This window comes from Mannheimia glucosida, assembly GCF_046267875.1.
Lineage (GTDB): Bacteria > Pseudomonadota > Gammaproteobacteria > Enterobacterales > Pasteurellaceae > Mannheimia > Mannheimia glucosida.
Map to the genome: position 1 here is coordinate 333,833 of NZ_CP176502.1, position 17,212 is coordinate 351,044.

The 17,212-nt window shown below is 40.4% G+C and carries 15 protein-coding genes; 8 read left to right on the plus strand and 7 right to left on the minus strand.

Translation table 11 applies throughout. The features are described from left to right. Window positions 1-203 precede the first annotated feature (203 nt). From nusG to ACJ7Z2_RS01715, 3 genes are all read right to left on the minus strand, one after another. The gene (gene nusG / locus ACJ7Z2_RS01705; protein ID WP_006248760.1) at window positions 204-767 is read right to left on the minus strand and encodes a transcription termination/antitermination protein NusG; all 564 of its coding nucleotides are present in this window, start codon (window positions 765-767) and stop codon (window positions 204-206) included. A 1-nt stretch (window position 768) separates the two neighbouring features. Further along, entirely contained in the window at window positions 769-1,182 is a 414-nt protein-coding gene (gene secE, locus ACJ7Z2_RS01710; protein WP_006248761.1) for a preprotein translocase subunit SecE, read from the minus strand. A 113-nt stretch (window positions 1,183-1,295) separates the two neighbouring features. Continuing rightward, window positions 1,296-2,318: a LacI family DNA-binding transcriptional regulator gene (locus ACJ7Z2_RS01715; RefSeq protein ID WP_409500594.1), complete on the minus strand. Its 1,023-nt coding sequence runs from the start codon at window positions 2,316-2,318 to the stop codon at window positions 1,296-1,298. Window positions 2,319-2,548: 230 nt separating this feature from the next. Between ACJ7Z2_RS01715 and ACJ7Z2_RS01720 the strand changes: the two genes are divergently transcribed. Beyond that, window positions 2,549-2,818 carry a PTS sugar transporter subunit IIB gene (locus tag ACJ7Z2_RS01720; protein ID WP_409500595.1) on the plus strand — a complete coding sequence of 90 codons (270 nt, stop codon included), beginning with the start codon at window positions 2,549-2,551 and terminating at the stop codon, window positions 2,816-2,818. A 12-nt stretch (window positions 2,819-2,830) separates the two neighbouring features. Further along, entirely contained in the window at window positions 2,831-4,186 is a 1,356-nt protein-coding gene (locus ACJ7Z2_RS01725) for a PTS ascorbate transporter subunit IIC (RefSeq protein WP_409500596.1), read from the plus strand. 94 nt (window positions 4,187-4,280) lie between these two features. Here the strand turns inward: ACJ7Z2_RS01725 and dprA are convergent, their stop codons facing one another. Then, entirely contained in the window at window positions 4,281-5,429 is a 1,149-nt protein-coding gene (dprA, locus tag ACJ7Z2_RS01730) for a DNA-processing protein DprA (protein ID WP_409500597.1), read from the minus strand. 88 nt (window positions 5,430-5,517) lie between these two features. Here dprA and def point away from each other — a divergent pair, with 88 nt between their 5' ends. Together def and rfaD are read left to right on the plus strand one after the other, a co-directional pair. Continuing rightward, window positions 5,518-6,030 (plus strand): peptide deformylase, encoded by a 513-nt coding sequence (gene def / locus ACJ7Z2_RS01735; RefSeq protein WP_409500598.1) that lies wholly within the window; start codon window positions 5,518-5,520, stop codon window positions 6,028-6,030. Between the two features lie 93 nt (window positions 6,031-6,123). Beyond that, window positions 6,124-7,050, plus strand: coding sequence for an ADP-glyceromanno-heptose 6-epimerase (gene rfaD / locus ACJ7Z2_RS01740; protein ID WP_006248766.1), 927 nt, complete (start codon window positions 6,124-6,126; stop codon window positions 7,048-7,050). A gap of 67 nt (window positions 7,051-7,117) precedes the next feature. Here rfaD and fabA read toward each other — a convergent pair whose 3' ends face one another. Further along, window positions 7,118-7,648, minus strand: a complete 531-nt coding sequence (gene fabA / locus ACJ7Z2_RS01745; protein ID WP_126301301.1) for a bifunctional 3-hydroxydecanoyl-ACP dehydratase/trans-2-decenoyl-ACP isomerase — start codon at window positions 7,646-7,648, stop codon at window positions 7,118-7,120. A 112-nt stretch (window positions 7,649-7,760) separates the two neighbouring features. Then, on the minus strand, window positions 7,761-9,398 hold the full coding sequence (locus tag ACJ7Z2_RS01750) for an AAA family ATPase (RefSeq protein WP_154703535.1): 1,638 nt from the start codon (window positions 9,396-9,398) through the stop codon (window positions 7,761-7,763). 92 nt (window positions 9,399-9,490) lie between these two features. On the opposite strand from ACJ7Z2_RS01750, the gene matP reads away from it, so the two are divergent. After that, the gene (matP, locus tag ACJ7Z2_RS01755) at window positions 9,491-9,937 is read left to right on the plus strand and encodes a macrodomain Ter protein MatP (RefSeq protein ID WP_126301303.1); all 447 of its coding nucleotides are present in this window, start codon (window positions 9,491-9,493) and stop codon (window positions 9,935-9,937) included. Between the two features lie 65 nt (window positions 9,938-10,002). Here the strand turns inward: matP and ompA are convergent, their stop codons facing one another. Continuing rightward, window positions 10,003-11,106, minus strand: coding sequence for a porin OmpA (ompA, locus tag ACJ7Z2_RS01760; RefSeq protein ID WP_409500599.1), 1,104 nt, complete (start codon window positions 11,104-11,106; stop codon window positions 10,003-10,005). Between the two features lie 421 nt (window positions 11,107-11,527). Between ompA and ACJ7Z2_RS01765 the strand changes: the two genes are divergently transcribed. From ACJ7Z2_RS01765 to yidC, 3 genes are all read left to right on the plus strand, one after another. Beyond that, window positions 11,528-14,620 carry an FAD-binding and (Fe-S)-binding domain-containing protein gene (locus ACJ7Z2_RS01765; RefSeq protein WP_409500600.1) on the plus strand — a complete coding sequence of 1,031 codons (3,093 nt, stop codon included), beginning with the start codon at window positions 11,528-11,530 and terminating at the stop codon, window positions 14,618-14,620. 328 nt (window positions 14,621-14,948) lie between these two features. Beyond that, complete coding sequence (locus tag ACJ7Z2_RS01770) at window positions 14,949-15,374, plus strand: hotdog fold thioesterase (RefSeq protein WP_409500601.1); 426 nt, start codon at window positions 14,949-14,951, stop codon at window positions 15,372-15,374. A 152-nt stretch (window positions 15,375-15,526) separates the two neighbouring features. Beyond that, a complete protein-coding gene (gene yidC, locus ACJ7Z2_RS01775) occupies window positions 15,527-17,152 on the plus strand; it encodes a membrane protein insertase YidC (protein WP_409500602.1) in 1,626 nt (541 codons plus the stop codon). Window positions 17,153-17,212: the final 60 nt, after the last annotated feature.

Below are 17,212 nucleotides of genomic sequence, written 5' to 3' on the forward strand. Positions count from 1 at the left end.
GAAAATCAGCTCCCCTGTTACATAAAAAATACGAGTCAGCAGGCTGGCTCGTAATAGGTCGCAAATTTTAAAGAATTTGCGACTATTTTTCAAGCAAAACTTTCGCTTTGTTGAATAAATCTTGTTACAAGCGGTCTTTTTTCCGCTGAATTTTGCAAAAAATTGAGAAAAAAATAACCGCTTGTATGTGAAATTAATTGAAATTAGCTCTGTTTTTCCACTTGACTGAATTCTAATTCTACCGGTGTTGCACGACCAAAAATCGACACCGATACTTTTAAGCGACCTTTTTCGTAATCCACTTCTTCGACCGTACCGGAGAAATCTGCAAACGGACCTTCTGTAACCAAAATGCTTTCGCCCGGTTGGAATTCTTTTCTGTGGCGTGGTTTTTCCGCCGTTTCTTGTACACGGTTTAAAATGCGGTCTGCTTCACGTTTGGTAATTGGTGCGGGGCGATCTGCCGTACCACCAATAAAGCCCATTACACGAGGCACACTTTTCACTAAATGCCAAGTATCGTCATTCATTTCCATTTCAACCAATACATAACCTGGGAAGAATTTACGCTCGGTTTTACGGCGTTTACCGCCCACATTTTCAACGACTTCTTCGGTTGGCACTAATACTTCACCAAACTGCTCTTCCATTTTGTGAAGCTTAATGTATTCACGCAATGTTACTGCCACACGGTTTTCAAAGCCTGAAAACGCCTGTAATACATACCAGCGTTTTGAGCCATTTTCTTTCACTTCTACTTCACTCATTTTAGAACCTTAAACTTGTTACAAATGTAATTAATGCGACGATGATTGAGTCAATACCCCATAAAACCAAGGAAACTACTACGCACATTGCCAATACAATCAAGGTGGTTTGTGTTGCTTCAGGGCGTGTCGGCCAAATAATTTTGCGTAGTTCGGTTCGAGACTCTTTAATAAAATGAATTGCCTTTTGCCCCTGATTTGTAATTGCCGCTAGTGCAACAGCACCAACTAGCAACACCACCAATAAAAGCACTCGAACAATTAATGAAAAATGAGATGAAAAATAGGCATTACCTACCGCAGCAACTGCTAAAAATACAATCGCAACCAGCCATAATGCTGTATTTGCACCTTTGCTTTTCCCCCCTTTTTGTTCGACTTGCTCGGGGGTTTTTGTTTTAATCTCAGTAGCCATATATAACCTAAAAAAATGAATAAAAAAATCAGAAATTATTTTAAAGCGTTAAATTCTATCATTTTCTACAAGACTTGCCACGATCTTTTATAGATTTTTATGCAAAATCAATATTATGCGGTGCTATCACGAATCACTAGCTTAGTCGGTAATTTAACAATCATCTCTTCTGCTGATAAGGTTTTACCACTCAAAAGAGTAAGTAGTTGTTTACCTGCCATTTTTCCCATTTGCTCGTAAGGGATCGCAATGGTTGTCAATTTAGGGTAGGAAATACTCCCCACTTCTAAACCACCTAAACCGGCAATCGCAAGATCTTTTGGAATGCTCATATGTCGGCGTAATGCTTCATATAATGCTCCGCAAGCTAATTCATCGGATAAAAAAACCAATGCATCTATTGCTTCCCAATTTAGAAGGGCTTCAGTCAACAAAGTTGCTCCTGCCGAAAACGAAATATCCTCTACTACGTGGTGGATTTTTAAAGGAGCAATATGATGTGCAAATAAAGTCGTATGCCAACTTTCTAAATATTGTTTGAAGATGGATAAATCTTGCTTCGCCGATAACAATCCAATCTCTCGATAGCCCTTTTTCACCAAAAAATGGATCATTTTCTCCATTGCTTCGTGGCTATCAATTCCAACACTGAGATGAATCGGTTCTTTTTTTATCGCACCTATTTCTACGGTAGGGATATTGCTGTTTTTAATCCACTCACGGGCATTAGGAGGGCAATCTAAATTCAAAAACACTATCGCTTGAGGAGCATGATTAATCAGTTCTTGAAACCAAGATTCTTGATCAGCGATCAAAATCACCATTTGCAATGCGGAATCCGCCAAGCTTTTGCGTAATGCCGATAAAATTAAGGTATTTTCCGTTGAGCTAATCGACGTCGTCACAATGACCAAATTATGTGATTCTGCAGAAGCTAATTGCCGAGCAGAGAAATGCGGAATATATCCTAGTTCAATGATTGCCTCTTCAATCCGTTTGCGTAGTGGCTCCGACACCATTTCTGGTGTACGCAAAGCACGAGATACTGTCATCTGTCCAACACCAACAACTTTAGCTACATCAGCTAAAGTGACTCTGCCCGAAGATTTTCGATTTCTACTTGTTCCATTTGCCATACTATTTTCCTGATTGGGCCATATTATATGGCTAAATCCTTAATTTTCCTATTTAGAAAGATCAGAACAAAATACCAACTAATTATTTTTTATCCAATTAAATACTAAAAATGTTAACGCTATCACATTTTTAATATTTTCTGTTTGGTAGCGTTAACATTTCTATTTTATAGTATTTCTGCAGTTCAAAATTCAGACAACCATTCATTCACCTTTAATGGAGATTTACTATGAAAATTATGGCAGTATGTGGTTCCGGCTTAGGTAGCAGCTTTATGATGGAAATGAACATTAAAAAAGTATTGGCAAAACTCGGTGTCGAAGCGGAAGTGAGTCATACCGACCTTTCCTCTGTTGTTGCTGATGATGCTGATTTATTTGTGATGGCAAAAGATATTGCCGCAAGCAGCAATGTGCCGAAAGAAAAACTCATCGAGGTAAAAAACATTGTTGGATTAGCAGAATTTGAAGAAAAATTGACCGCTTACTTTAACCAATAACGGGGATGTTATATGGAATCGCTACTCTTTTTTATATTAGATATTCTCAAAGTGCCTTCCGTTCTAGTGGGTTTAATTGCCCTGGTCGGTTTAGTTGCACAGAAAAAATCGGTATCCGATATTGTTAAAGGAACCATTAAAACTATTTTAGGCTTCTTAGTATTAAGCGGTGGTGCAACAGTACTTTTAAGCTCCCTAAATCCTTTGGGCGGTATGTTTGAGCACGCTTTCAACGTGCAAGGCATTATCCCTAATAACGAAGCGATTGTATCTATGGCAATCGAAAAATATGGTACGGCGACTGCGCTAATTATGGCATTCGGTATGGTAGCCAATATTTTAATTGCACGTTTTACCCGCCTAAAATTCATTTTCTTAACCGGACACCATACTTTCTATATGGCGTGTATGATAGGCGTAATCCTAACCGTTGCCGGCTTTGAAGGTATTCAACTCGTCTTTGTCGGGGCATTAACCCTAGGGTTAATTATGGCATTTTTCCCGACTATCGCTCACTTCTATATGAAAAAAGTAACCGGTAGCAATGATGTTGCCTTAGGTCATTTCGGCACATTAGGCTACGTGCTCGCTGGCGCAATCGGACAATTGGTAGGAAAAGGCTCTAAATCTACCGAAGAAATGGATTTACCTAAAAACCTAGGCTTCTTACGTGATAGTTCCATTTCTATTTCACTCACGATGATGGCGATTTACTATATTCTCGCCATTGCTTCGGGCAGTGAATATGTTTCTACATTAAGCGGCGGACAACATTATTTAGTGTATGCCACCATTCAAGCTATTACTTTTGCTGCCGGCGTTTATGTCATTTTGCAAGGGGTTCGTTTAATTCTAGCCGAGATCGTCCCGGCATTTACCGGCTTCTCCGAAAAATTAGTACCTGATGCGAAACCGGCTCTCGACTGCCCGATTGTGTTCCCTTACGCCCCCAATGCGGTATTAGTCGGGTTTCTTGCCAGTTTCTTAGGTGGGATTTTAAGCTTAGCGATTTTAGGACAACTTAATTGGGTGTTAATTTTACCGGGCGTAGTGCCGCACTTCTTCTGTGGGGCAACTGCCGGCGTATTTGGGAACGCCACCGGCGGGCGTCGTGGTGCAATTATCGGGGCTTTTATTCACGGTATATTAATTACTTTCTTACCGGTATTCTTATTACCTGTACTAGGTTCATTAGGCTTTGCTAACACTACTTTCTCTGACTCAGACTTCGGTGGTATTGGGATTGTGTTAGGCTATATGGCTCAATACTTCGACAAGAATATCATTACGCTCATTATTGTCGGCTTATTCGCTCTGTTGGTAGCCTATAATTATTTGGCGAAAAAACCGGCAGAGCTGAAAGCCTAATTAAAATCAGATGTTATTTGCTACCTGCGAGGAATCTTCCCTACCATTTATTGATGGTAGGGAATTTTGTTTAGTTAAACGACAACGCTCTTGTTCAATACCCATTATCCATCACATACCCCCCACTCACTTGTTTAATCACACCGGCTAATTCCAGCCCCAGCAATTCGACCAGTAATGTTTCAATCGTCAAGCTTGTGGCTTTGGCTAAATCATCAATCGCCATCGGCTCTAAGCTGATATGCTGATAAATTTGCTGCTGGCAAGCGGTCAGATTTGGCGGATTTTTTGCAAATTTTTCGCTACTTTTGACCGCTTGTAAAGATGTGCTTACTATTGGCTTAGGCTCATCAAACAAAGGGATTTGTTGAGGTTGATATTGAGAGGCGACCGCCTCTAAAATATCTTCCACCCCCTCCACAAGCAACGCCCCTTCTTTAATTAGCTTGTGGCAACCTTGTGCGTAAGGGTTTTGCACCGCATTCGGTAACGCAAATACTTCCCGACCTTGTTCAAGGGCATAGCGAGCGGTAATTAAAGAACCACTATTGATGGTTGCTTCAATAACCAAAGTGCCGAGCGATAAACCGCTGATTATGCGGTTTCGACGTGGGAAATTTTCAGCAATCGGGGGCTGATTAGGCGAAAATTCAGACACCAACGCACCGCCTAAATCGACAATTTGCTCTGCCAGTTTTTGATGGCGGGCAGGATAAATCCGGTTTAATCCGCTGCCTAACACGGCAATCGTAACACCTTGATTCTCCACTACTTTTTTATGTGCAAAACCGTCAATGCCAATCGCTAAACCGCTGGTCACTGCCATATTATGTTTCACCAAGTCAGCGGCAAATTGCCCCGCCCAATATTCACCATAGGGCGAATAATCCCGACTGCCGACAATCGCAATTTGCGGTAAAGCAAGGCTTTCGACATTCCCCTTTACAAATAAAATCGGCGGAGCGGTGGAAATTTGCCGTAACAAGAAAGGATAAGCTTTATCAAATAAACTCAGGATTTGCTGATTCGGCTGCTCCGCCCAAGTTAGTGCCTGCTCAATCCAATTTTTATCCGGATTAAACCAACGCTGAATCTGCTTTTCATTCCACCCTATCTGCCTTAACTGTGCTTTATCATAGGAACAAAATTCGGCAAAATCCAACTCTGCCAATAACCGTCCGATTCGCTGCGGACCAATTTGCGGAACCTGCAACAAACGCAATAAATCATACTGATATGCCATTTTTTCACCCTCAAAATTTCCCTAATAATAAGAAAACGTTTAGAATAGCCAAACGAATTTTTTAAACTTTTCGAGAGAGATCACAAAAATGGCAATATTAGACGTTGTGCTTTACCCGGACGAAGGATTAGCAACAGTGTGTGAACCGGTGAAACAGGTGGATGATGAGCTAAACCGTTTTATCGATGATATGTTTGAAACAATGTACGAACACGAAGGCATTGGCTTAGCTGCACCGCAAGTGGGCGTGCTGAAGCGTGTTATCACTATTGATATTGAGGGCGATAAAACCAATCAAGTGGTGTTAATTAACCCCGAAATTCTAGAAAGCAGCGGTGAAACCGGCATTGAAGAGGGCTGCCTCTCCATTCCCGGACATCGTGCGTTAGTACCACGCAAAGAGAAAGTGAAAGTCAAAGCGCTTAATCGACAAGGCGAAGAAATTATCATTGAGGCTGATGATTTATTTGCGATTTGTATTCAACACGAAATCGACCATTTAAACGGCGTACTTTTTGTTGACCACATCTCCAATTTAAAACGCCAACGCATCAAAGAAAAAATGCAAAAATTGAAAAAGCAAATTGCACGAGCGAAATAACCAGGCACAAGCGGTTAAAATGGCTTAAAAATTTGCAAATTAAGTGTGATGACACGATAATAACCACAGTTCAACTTTAGAAAGGATAAAAATATGATTATCGTCACCGGCGGCGCAGGTATGATTGGCAGTAACATTGTTAAAGCCTTAAATGAAATCGGTCGCAAAGATATTTTAGTAGTAGATAACCTCAAAAACGGGGAAAAATTTATCAACTTAGTGGACTTAGATATTGCGGATTATTGCGATAAAGAGGATTTCATCGCCTCTATTATCGCTGGCGATGATTTTGGTGAGATTGATGCGGTTTTCCATCAAGGAGCTTGCTCGGCAACCACCGAATGGGACGGCAAATACTTAATGCAAAATAACTACGAATATTCAAAAGAGTTATTGCATTTTTGTTTAGATCGCCAAATTCCTTTCTTCTATGCCTCAAGTGCGGCAACCTATGGCGGACGCTCGGATAATTTTATCGAGAAACGGGAGTTTGAAGGCCCATTAAATGCTTATGGCTACTCTAAATTCCTATTTGATGAATATGTCCGCCGTATTTTGCCTGAGGCAGAATCGCCAGTTTGTGGTTTTAAATATTTCAATGTATATGGCCCTCGTGAGCAACACAAAGGTTCAATGGCAAGCGTGGCATTCCACTTAAACAACCAAATGTTGAAAGGGGAAAATCCAAAACTATTTGCCGGTTCAGAGCAGTTCTTGCGTGATTTTGTTTATGTGGAAGATGTGGCAAAAGTGAATCTTTGGGCGTGGCAAAACAGCATTTCTGGCATTTTCAACCTCGGCACCGGAAAAGCGGAATCTTTCCAAGAAGTTGCGAATGCGGTTATCAAATACCACGGCAAAGGCGAAATTGAAACCATCCCATTCCCGGATCATTTAAAATCCCGCTACCAAACGTTCACTCAAGCGGACTTAACCAACCTAAGAGCCGCTGGCTACACAGGCACATTTAAAACCGTTGCTGAAGGAACAGCGGAATATATGGCGTGGTTGAATCGCTAATCAAACGTTGTTAAAAAAGCAGAAAGAGCTACGAAATGTAGCTCTTTTTGTTATAAGGTTATAAGGATTAGAATGCTGTCGTATCTTGGAATAAGCCTACTTTTAAATCAGTAGCAGTATAGATCACTCGCCCGTCCACTTCGACTTCACCATCAGCAACCCCCATCACTAACTTACGATTGACCACACGTTTCATATGGATACGGTAAGTGACTTTTTTTGCTGTCGGTAAAATTTGCCCGGTGAATTTTACTTCACCTACGCCCAATGCACGTCCTTTGCCTTCGCCACCAATCCAGCCGAGATAAAAACCAACCAGTTGCCACATCGCATCTAAGCCTAAGCAACCCGGCATTACAGGATCGTTAATAAAATGACAGTTAAAAAACCATAAATCCGGTTTAATATCAAACTCAGCTTCAATATATCCTTTTTCAAAATTGCCTTTTTCTTGGCTCATTTCAATGATTCGATCCATCATTAACATTGGTGGAGCCGGTAATTGAGGCCCTTTTTCACCGAATAATTGACCTTTGCCTGATAGCAAAAGCTCTTCGTAAGTATAGCTTGGTTTGATAATTGGTGTACAACTGTTCATTATTTTTAAAATCCTGTAAAGTGAAAAAAGCCTGTTATATCAATAACTGATAAATCAGGTTGATAGTAACAGACTTTTAATTCAGTGAACAGTTGTAAGCTGACTTGTCGGATCAGTCTAGCTTTATCTTTTTGCAAATTTTGCTTAAAAATGAACCGCTTGTTTCTTCACTTTCCCGCTCATCTAGATTCTGGTGAATCAAGGTAAATAATGCTGTTTGGGCTGAGTTAGGGGCTTTCTCATCATCATAAAAATCCCGCTCAAACAGAATCGCTATGGCATCAAACACATTTTCCACCGTCCAAATTTTAAATAGACCTTGCTCCACTGCCTCAACAACTTTTGAACTTAAACTCAAATGGCTAACACAGGCTGCTGGAATAATCACACCTTGTTTCCCCGTTAATTGGCGAGCGTGACAAATATTAAAGAAGCCTTCAATTTTCTGATTTACCCCGCCCACGCTTAGCACATTCCCAAATTGATCGATAGCACCTGTCACCGCAATAGATTGTGGCAAGCCAACTTTAGCTAAGGCACTCACTAGTACATTGAAAATCGCAAGAGAAGAACTATCCCCATCAATTTCACCATAGGATTGTTCAAAAGCAATCGAAGCTGAAAACGGTAACTGGGTTGGTAGTTCTAACAGATTCGCTAAACAAGATTGGGCGATAATAATACCTTTGGAGTGGATATTTCCCCCTAGCTCCACTTTACGCTCAATATCTGTAATTTCGCCATCACCATATTGTATATTACAACTTATGCGTAAAGGCTCGCCAAAACTATGCGGAATGCCTTCAAACTCAATGACCGATAAGCCATTGATCTGCCCAATTTCCTCTCCTTCGGTTTCAATATAAATTTGATTAGTCAGAATATCACCCACCGTATATTGATTTAATATCGATGATTGCTGTTCTAAATAATCAAAATAACCTTTTACCTCGTCAATTTCGGTCACATTTGGGTAAAAATTTTGAATTCCTAATAAATGTTTTCTCAATAATGTAGGGGAAATAGACACCAACTCTCGGCTTTCACTTTCACGTATATAGGCCTGTAAAAATTGATTAAGCGCTGTGGAAGTGAATCGCTTACTGATGAGCTTTTGAGCATAATTCTGAACATAACCTCCCCATTGCTCCACATTACCCGATAATGATAAGTAGGATTTGATTTCGGTATATTGCCCAAATTGATACAACCCATCATCATAAGCAGATAAAGTAGAAATATCTTCTCTTTCCCCTACTAAAATCAATTTAAATGTTGATTTCTCTTTAGCCGATAAATAGGGTGAGTGATTAACAGAATTTGGCTCATATTCACCAAATAATAATGCCTGTTTTAGCTTATCCCATTGGGTAATATCCAATAAGAGCGAACGGATATTAACAATTAAAATTCCCTTATCTGCCTCGTGAATTGCACCTTTAACATATTCTGTTTTCAGCTCTCTTTCCAAAAACACAGAATAACCAAATAGACTATTTTTATTGAAATCCATTTTGCTAATAATCGGCAGATCTACACTAGATTTTTTCAGATATTCCGTGATTTCATTGATAAACTCCGGAAAAAGCTCAGATTTTAAGACTAATAAAGCACCAGACTGAGATTGTAAAAATTGATTTAACGCTTGTTTTGCTTGAGGTTGAAAATCTAAAAAATTCAATTTCTCATCTAAACGAGAGAAATCATTTTGCATTACTAATTTTTGGCTACTAAGTAAAGAAAGGGTCACAAATCTGCCTCATTATTGAAAATTTGGTTTATTATACAAAATTCCGCTATACTTGCTAAATATAGCTTACTTTTTCCTATCATATTCAGATTATGCGATATCAGAAACTCATCACCCAAGAAACAACTTGGAAATGGCAATATCTCCTAAAAAAACATCGTGAAGGAGAAAATATTACTAAGCATGAAGAACAAAGCTTGATCGATTTAAAAGTTCAGTTCCTCTCTACTTTGCAAGACTCTCCGGACGAAGTGGAAAAATGGATTAAATCGGAAATGACACCTGAGCAACGTAAGAAAATGCGCCAATCAGTACGCGCCAAACGCAAACGCTTCTTTAATGCTGAAAAGCAAACAACCAAGAAAAAATCCATTGATTTAGAGTATTCGAGCTGGTTAAGGCTCTCTAAATATGCAAAAAGCCAAAAACTAACGCTTTCTGAAGCTATTGTCAAATTAACCGATGAACTCGAAAATAAACAACTTTACTTAGAGCAAGTTGCTAAAATGAAATCAAGTTTAAAAGATTTACTGAAATAAAAAAAGAAAAAAGCCCACTAACAAGCGGGCTTTTTTTGATTCAATTTTTCAACTGAATAACTATATTACATAGTTACTTCTTTTGAACCTTGAACTTGGATTTCAACACGACGATCTGGTGCTAAGCAAGCGATTAATGCTTTACGACCCTTAACTGCATCACATGTATGACCAGTTACTGGGTTTGCTTCACCGTAACCTACAGCTGTTACATTAGCTGGGTTAGTACCTTTAGAAACGATGTAGTTAGCTACTGTTTCAGCACGACGTTGTGAAAGTTTTAAGTTAGATGCTTCTTTACCGATACGGTCTGTGTAACCATTAACTTGGATAGCTGGGTTTGCTAAGCCTAAGTTGCTGATTTCAGCGTGTGCTGCATCTAAAGAAGTTGCTGCTGCCGGTTTTAAGCTTGATTTACCGAAATCAAATAAAACATCAGAGCTGAATGCGAAGTTTTTAGTTACAACTTCTGGTGCTTCAACTGGTGCTGCACCTTGACCGAAACGGTATGATAAACCTGCAGATACAGAGTGGATATCTGGGCTGTATTGGAAGTTTGTACCCTCGATATTAGCTGTTTTACGAGCTGCCTTATCTAAGTTACCAACACGGTTTAAGTATTGATATTCAACACGAGCAGCTAATTCAGGAGTAATTGCATACTCAAGACCAGCACCTAATAATAGAGAAGGTTTTAAGTTGTGAGCTTTAATGCGTGAATCTTTAGCTACATTTTGTTGTACGTAGTAATCGTTACGAACTAATGCAACACCTACTTTACCGTAAACATCTAAGTTAGGAACAACTTCGTAGCTTGGTTTTAAGCTTAAGTGCGCACCGTGAGCTGAATGTTTAGCCGCAGTTTTTTCTTTATCATCACCAGCAAATGTAGTGTTACCACGAACACGACCAAAGTAGTCATAACCTAATTCTGTCGCTAAACCAAAGTTGTTTTGGTTTAAGATTTGGTAACCACCGAATACACCGTAAGTTACAGAGTTACGGTTAATACCGAATTCACCACCATCTTTGTGGTCAAATTGAGTTAAACCGTCGTGGAATGATGCCCACCCAGCTTTAGCACCTGCGTAGAAAGTGTTAGCTTGTGGAGCTGCTTGAGCTACTGCAGCTGCTGATAATACTGCTAATGCAACTAATGTTTTTTTCATTTTGATGATCCTCTTAAATATTGTCATCGATTAAAATAAATTCTTAATACCCACAAAAAGTATTAAAACTTTAACTTTATGCTTCAACATTATAATAAGAAGCAAGATAGCTAATGTCAGAAGCTATTATACAAAGATTTATCTAAAAACAGAACTTTTTTGTATAAAATTTATCTTCTGAGTAACATTCTTGTTCTAATTTAGATTGAGCAAGAATATTGTCATTATGTGGTTTCATTTTCGAAAAATCAATCGTTTTTTCCTAATGAAATGTATAGAAATGTATAAATTTGAATATTTTTTGCACAAATAATTGGTTTTTGAACATATTTTAATCAACCCTCCTTCCATTCCCAATTTCCCTAAATCTTGCTAAGATAAACAAAATTTAATGCTTTCATTATAAAAACTAAACACAACTATGATACCTAGACTTTCTGAAGTACCGCAACTGGATAAAACCACCCAATCCTATTTAACCGAACTCGTCAATCAGCATTTTAGTGGGGAAATCGCATCACATTATGCAGATAGACTTTCGCTCGCAACAGACAACAGTGTATATCAGCAAATTCCACAGGCTATTCTGTTTCCGAAATCCGTTTCCGATGTCATCATTTTGACCAAACTTGCCCAAAAGCCGACATATCAACATTTAACCTTTACTCCAAGAGGTGGCGGTACAGGAACTAACGGGCAGTCTCTTAACAATAATATTATTGTTGATCTCTCCCGCCATATGAATCAAATTTTGGAACTGAATGTGGAAGAACGTTGGGTACGGGTGCAAGCAGGTGTGGTGAAAGATCAACTCAATCAATTTTTAAAACCACACGGACTTTTCTTTTCCCCCGAACTTTCTACCAGTAACCGAGCGACTTTAGGCGGAATGATCAACACCGATGCCTCTGGGCAAGGTTCTTTGCAATATGGCAAAACATCTGATCATATTCTCGCCATCAAATCTGTGCTTATTAACGGCGATATTTTAGAGACACAAGCGGTCAAATCTGCCGATTTTTTTGCAAACATCGAAGAATTGAACCTCTCCGCTCTCGGCAAAACCTTGCACCGTGAAATTTTCAAACGTTGCAAAACATTACGCCCCAAAGTGCTGAGCGAACTGCCACAGCTTAACCGTTTTATTACCGGCTATGATTTAAAAAATGTGTTCAATAATGATGAAAGCGAATTTAACCTTACCCGTATCTTAACCGGTTCGGAAGGCTCACTTGCCTTTATTTGCGAAGCCAAATTGAATTTACTTCCGATTCCTAAATATCGCACCTTAATTAACATTAAATATAATTCCTTTGATGCCGCCCTCCGCTCCGCCCCTTTTATGTTAGAGGCAAAAGCCTTATCGGTGGAAACGGTAGATTCCAAAGTGCTCAACCTTGCCAAACAAGATATTGTCTGGCATTCGGTGTCAGATTTATTAACCGAAGACCCCGCCAACCCGATTTTAGGGATTAACATTGTTGAATACGCCTCAAGCGATCAGGCTCAAATTGAAGCTCAAGTCAAAGCACTCTGCCAAAGCCTTGATCAAAAAATGGCAAATAATGAAGCAGGGATTATCGGCTATCAACTCACAAGCGATGTGAATTCTATTGATAAAATCTACGCAATGCGGAAAAAAGCCGTGGGCTTGCTCGGCAATGCCAAAGGCTGGGCAAAGCCGATTGCCTTTGTGGAAGACACCGCCGTGCCGCCGGAAAATCTTGCTGATTACATTGCGGAATTTCGAGCCTTATTAGATCGCTATAATCTGCCTTACGGAATGTTCGGCCACGTTGATGCCGGCGTGCTACACGTTCGCCCTGCTCTTGATTTATGCGACAAAGCCCAAGTGGAAACCTTTAAGCAAATTTCCGACCAAGTGGTCGAACTCACCGCTAAATACGGTGGCTTGATTTGGGGTGAACACGGCAAAGGGATGCGTTCTTACTACGGCGAACGTTTCTTTGGTGAAACTTTGTGGCAAGAACTCCGTTACATCAAAACCTTATTTGACCCGCACAACCGCTTGAACCCGGGTAAAATTTGTACACCATTAGAAAGCAAAGCCTCACTCTACCCGATTGATTCACAAATGCGAGCCGATTTTGACCGCCAAATTCCAATCCAAGTGCGAGAAGAATTTAAAGGAGCAATGAATTGTAACGGCAACGGGCTATGTTTTAACTTTGATGTACACAGCACGATGTGCCCCTCAATGAAAGTCTCGGGCAATCGTCTTTACTCACCGAAAGGGCGGGCAACACTTGTGCGTGAATGGCTCAGATTACTTGCCGAACAAAACGTTTCGCCAGACGATTTGATCTTCAAACCTCGCAAACAAGCGGTCAAATTAGCTGATTTTGTTGCAAAAATTCGCAACACGCTCAATAAAAACAAAGAGTATGATTTTTCACACGAAGTCAAAGCGGCGATGGACACCTGCCTTGCCTGCAAAGCCTGTGCCAGCCAATGCCCGATCAAAATTGACGTACCGACGTTCAGATCGCAATTTAACGAGCTTTACCACAGCCGATATTTGCGACCACTGAAAGATTATGTGGTCTCAAACTTAGAATTTATCGCCCCTTTAATGGCGAAACAACCACGTTTTTTTAACTTTTTCAGCACCTCAACTTTTGCCGAAAAAGCTGCAAACAAAACCATTGGAATGACCTATTTGCCAGCATTGTCAGTGCCAAATCTGCAACATCAGTTGGTGGAAGTCGGCTACCAAGGCGAGAGCTTAGAAAGCCTTGAACAACAAGCTACAAGCGGTGATTTTTCTGCAAAAAATTGCAAAACCTTGTTTATTGTGCAAGATCCGTTTACCTCTTACTACGATGCCAAAGTGGTGGCAGACTTTATCGCTCTCATTAAAAAATTAGGCTTTAAGCCGATTGTGTTGCCATTCAAGCCAAGCGGTAAAGCACAACACGTTAAAGGCTTTTTGCATAAATTTGCGAAAACAGCGAAAAACCAAGCCGATTTTTTAAACCGTGTGGCGAAATTGGGGCTACCGATGGTGGCTGTCGATCCTGCCTTAACTTTGCTTTATCGTGAAGAATACAAAGAGATCCTCAAAGAATCTCGGGGCGATTTCAAAGTCTTATTGGCACACGAATGGTTAAGGGAAATGATTAAAAAGGGCGAGCTGGAAAATTGCAAAAAATCGGCAAATTCCGACCGCTTGCCGTGGTATTTATTTGCTCACTGCACCGAATCCACCGCCTTGCCAAGCTCAATGAAAGAGTGGCAAGCCATTTTCGCTCATTTTGGTGAAACCTTACTCAATGAAAATGTCGGTTGCTGTGGAATGGCTGGCACGTTCGGACACGAGACCAAACATCTTGCGATGTCAAAAGCGATTTACGAGCAGTCGTGGCAACAAAAAATCCACGGCAAACCGCTTGAACGCTGTTTAGCCACAGGCTACTCTTGCCGCTCTCAAGTCAAACGATTTGAACAACAAGCCATTAAGCACCCTGTTCAGGCATTGCTGGAAGTGATTTAAGGTTGAAATGTAACCTAAAAGGACTTAGAATAAAAAGTGAGGCAGGTAACCAGCCTGCCTCTGTCTGATTTTAGGTTATCTTGCGAATAACCGAACTAGCACATCGAGTATGCTGAGTACTTTAATGCTAGTGGACGTTACTATTAAAAATAGTAACGCAACCAGAAATAAAATTTCTGATTTTTTCACATAAATCACCTCCTTAGTGCTATTTGACTTAAGGTAATATGGGCGACCAAACAATGTACTATTGGCGTAGTATGTTTCGCTCAAAGAGATAATGAAAGCTGTCTAAATAGACAGCTTTTTTATTAGACAGGAAATAATAATGACCATTTGGAAACAAACAGCAACTTGTGAACAATTAAACTCCCTGAGCCAAAAATCGGCGGTGTCACACTTAGGGATTGAATTTACCGCTATCGGTGAAGATTGGATTGAAGCACAGCTTCGGGTGGACGAACGCACTCAACAGCCGTTTGGCGTATTGCACGGCGGTGTATCGGCAGCACTCGCGGAAACTACTGCCAATGCAGGGGCGTTAATGGTGTGTGAAGCTCATCAAATTGCGGTGGGAATGGAGCTAAACATCAGCCATTTAAAATCAATTCCGGCAGGCACAAAAGCGATTGCCAAAGCCTTCCCGCTAAAATTAGGGCGTGAAGTACAGGTCTGGAATATCGACATTAAAGACGAACAAGGCAACTTGTGTGCCGTGGCTCGCCTTTCTACCAAAACTTTAGATAAACGCTAGTTTCTTATTCACTGCAAGCGGTCAGATTTGATCAAACTTTTGCAAAAAAGTCTGAAAATCCGACCGCTTGTTCATAAAAGGCGTTTGGAAAACAAGCTAACCTATTATAAAATACCTTTCTTTTTATCCATTACTAACAAGAGAATTTCAACATGAATAATCGTGGCTTACTGCTAATGGGTTTACTTCTTGTGTCTATTTTGATTTTTACGCAATGGCAACAAGATTTCGATCCTGAAATTCAAGCTCAAAAACAAGCTCAAGTGGCAGCTCAAACCCAACAAGCGGGTGATGTTCCCTCTGCTTCCAATGCCAATAATCCAATCGCAGACAGCATCACACAAGGTAAAACCATTACCGTGGAAAGCGATGTATTACGCCTGACTATTGATACCTTAGGCGGTGATGTTATCGGTTCAGATTTGTTAAAACACAATGCTGAATTACACTCTCACACCCCATTTAAACTGTTACAGCAAGAGGGGGGTAAAATCTACGTTGCTCAAAGCGGTTTAGTGGGTAAAAACGGAATTGATACCAATGCCGGTCGCCCACAATATGCGGTAACGGCTGATAGCTTCAAATTAGCTGAAGGTCAAAACGAAATTTCTGTTCCGTTAACCTTTGAAAAAGAGGGTGTGGTTTACACTAAAACTTTCACACTGAAACGTGGTAGCTACGATGTTGGGGTAAACTTCAATATCAAAAATAACACTGCACAATCGATTGAAGTTCAGCCTTACGGGCAATTAAAACACTCTGTGGTTGAAAGTTCAGGTAGTTTAACCATGCCAACTTATACAGGCGGTGCTTACTCTTCTTCAGAAACCAACTACAAAAAATACAGCTTCCAAGATATGGAGAAAGCCAACTTAAGCATCGATACCAAAGCAGGTTGGGTTGCAGTATTACAACACTATTTCGTGTCTGCTTGGGTGCCAAACCAAGATGCGGAAAACGATCTTTACTCACGCACCAATAATGGTGTAGCGACTATCGGGTATCGTGGTCCGTTAACCACCGTTGCCCCGAACTCAGAAGCGAATCTAAGCAGCAAACTTTGGACAGGTTCTAAAGATCAGAAAGAGATGGAAGAAGCCGCAAATCACTTAGACTTAACCGTAGATTACGGCTGGGCGTGGTTTATTGCTAAACCGCTATTCTGGTTACTGACCGCAATCCAAAAAATCGTCAGCAACTGGGGCTTGGCAATTATTGGCGTAACCATTGTAGTAAAAACCCTTCTTTACCCGTTAACCAAAGCACAGTATACCTCAATGGCTAAAATGCGTATGTTACAGCCTCGCATTACTGAAATGCGTGAACGTTTCGGCGATGACCGCCAACGTATGAGCCAAGAGATGATGAAGCTCTACAAAGAAGAAAAAGTAAACCCAATGGGCGGTTGCTTACCGATTCTAATCCAAATGCCGATTTTCATCGCTTTATATTGGACATTTATGGAAGCGGTAGAATTACGCCACGCACCGTTCTTCGGCTGGATTCAAGACTTATCCGCACAAGACCCGTACTACATTCTGCCTTTATTAATGGGTGGTTCGATGTTCTTGTTACAAAAAATGTCACCAACACCGGTGGCTGACCCAGTACAACAAAAAGTAATGACCTTTATGCCGGTTATCTTTACCGTGTTCTTCTTATGGTTCCCATCAGGGCTGGTGCTTTACTGGTTAACCTCAAACTTAATTACGATTGCACAGCAATGGTTGATTTACCGTAACCTTGAGAAAAAAGGCTTACACTCTCGTAAGAAATAATCACTAAAAACAAAGCCCGTTGAATTGAATCAACGGGCTTTTTTATGCTCTCAAAATTTA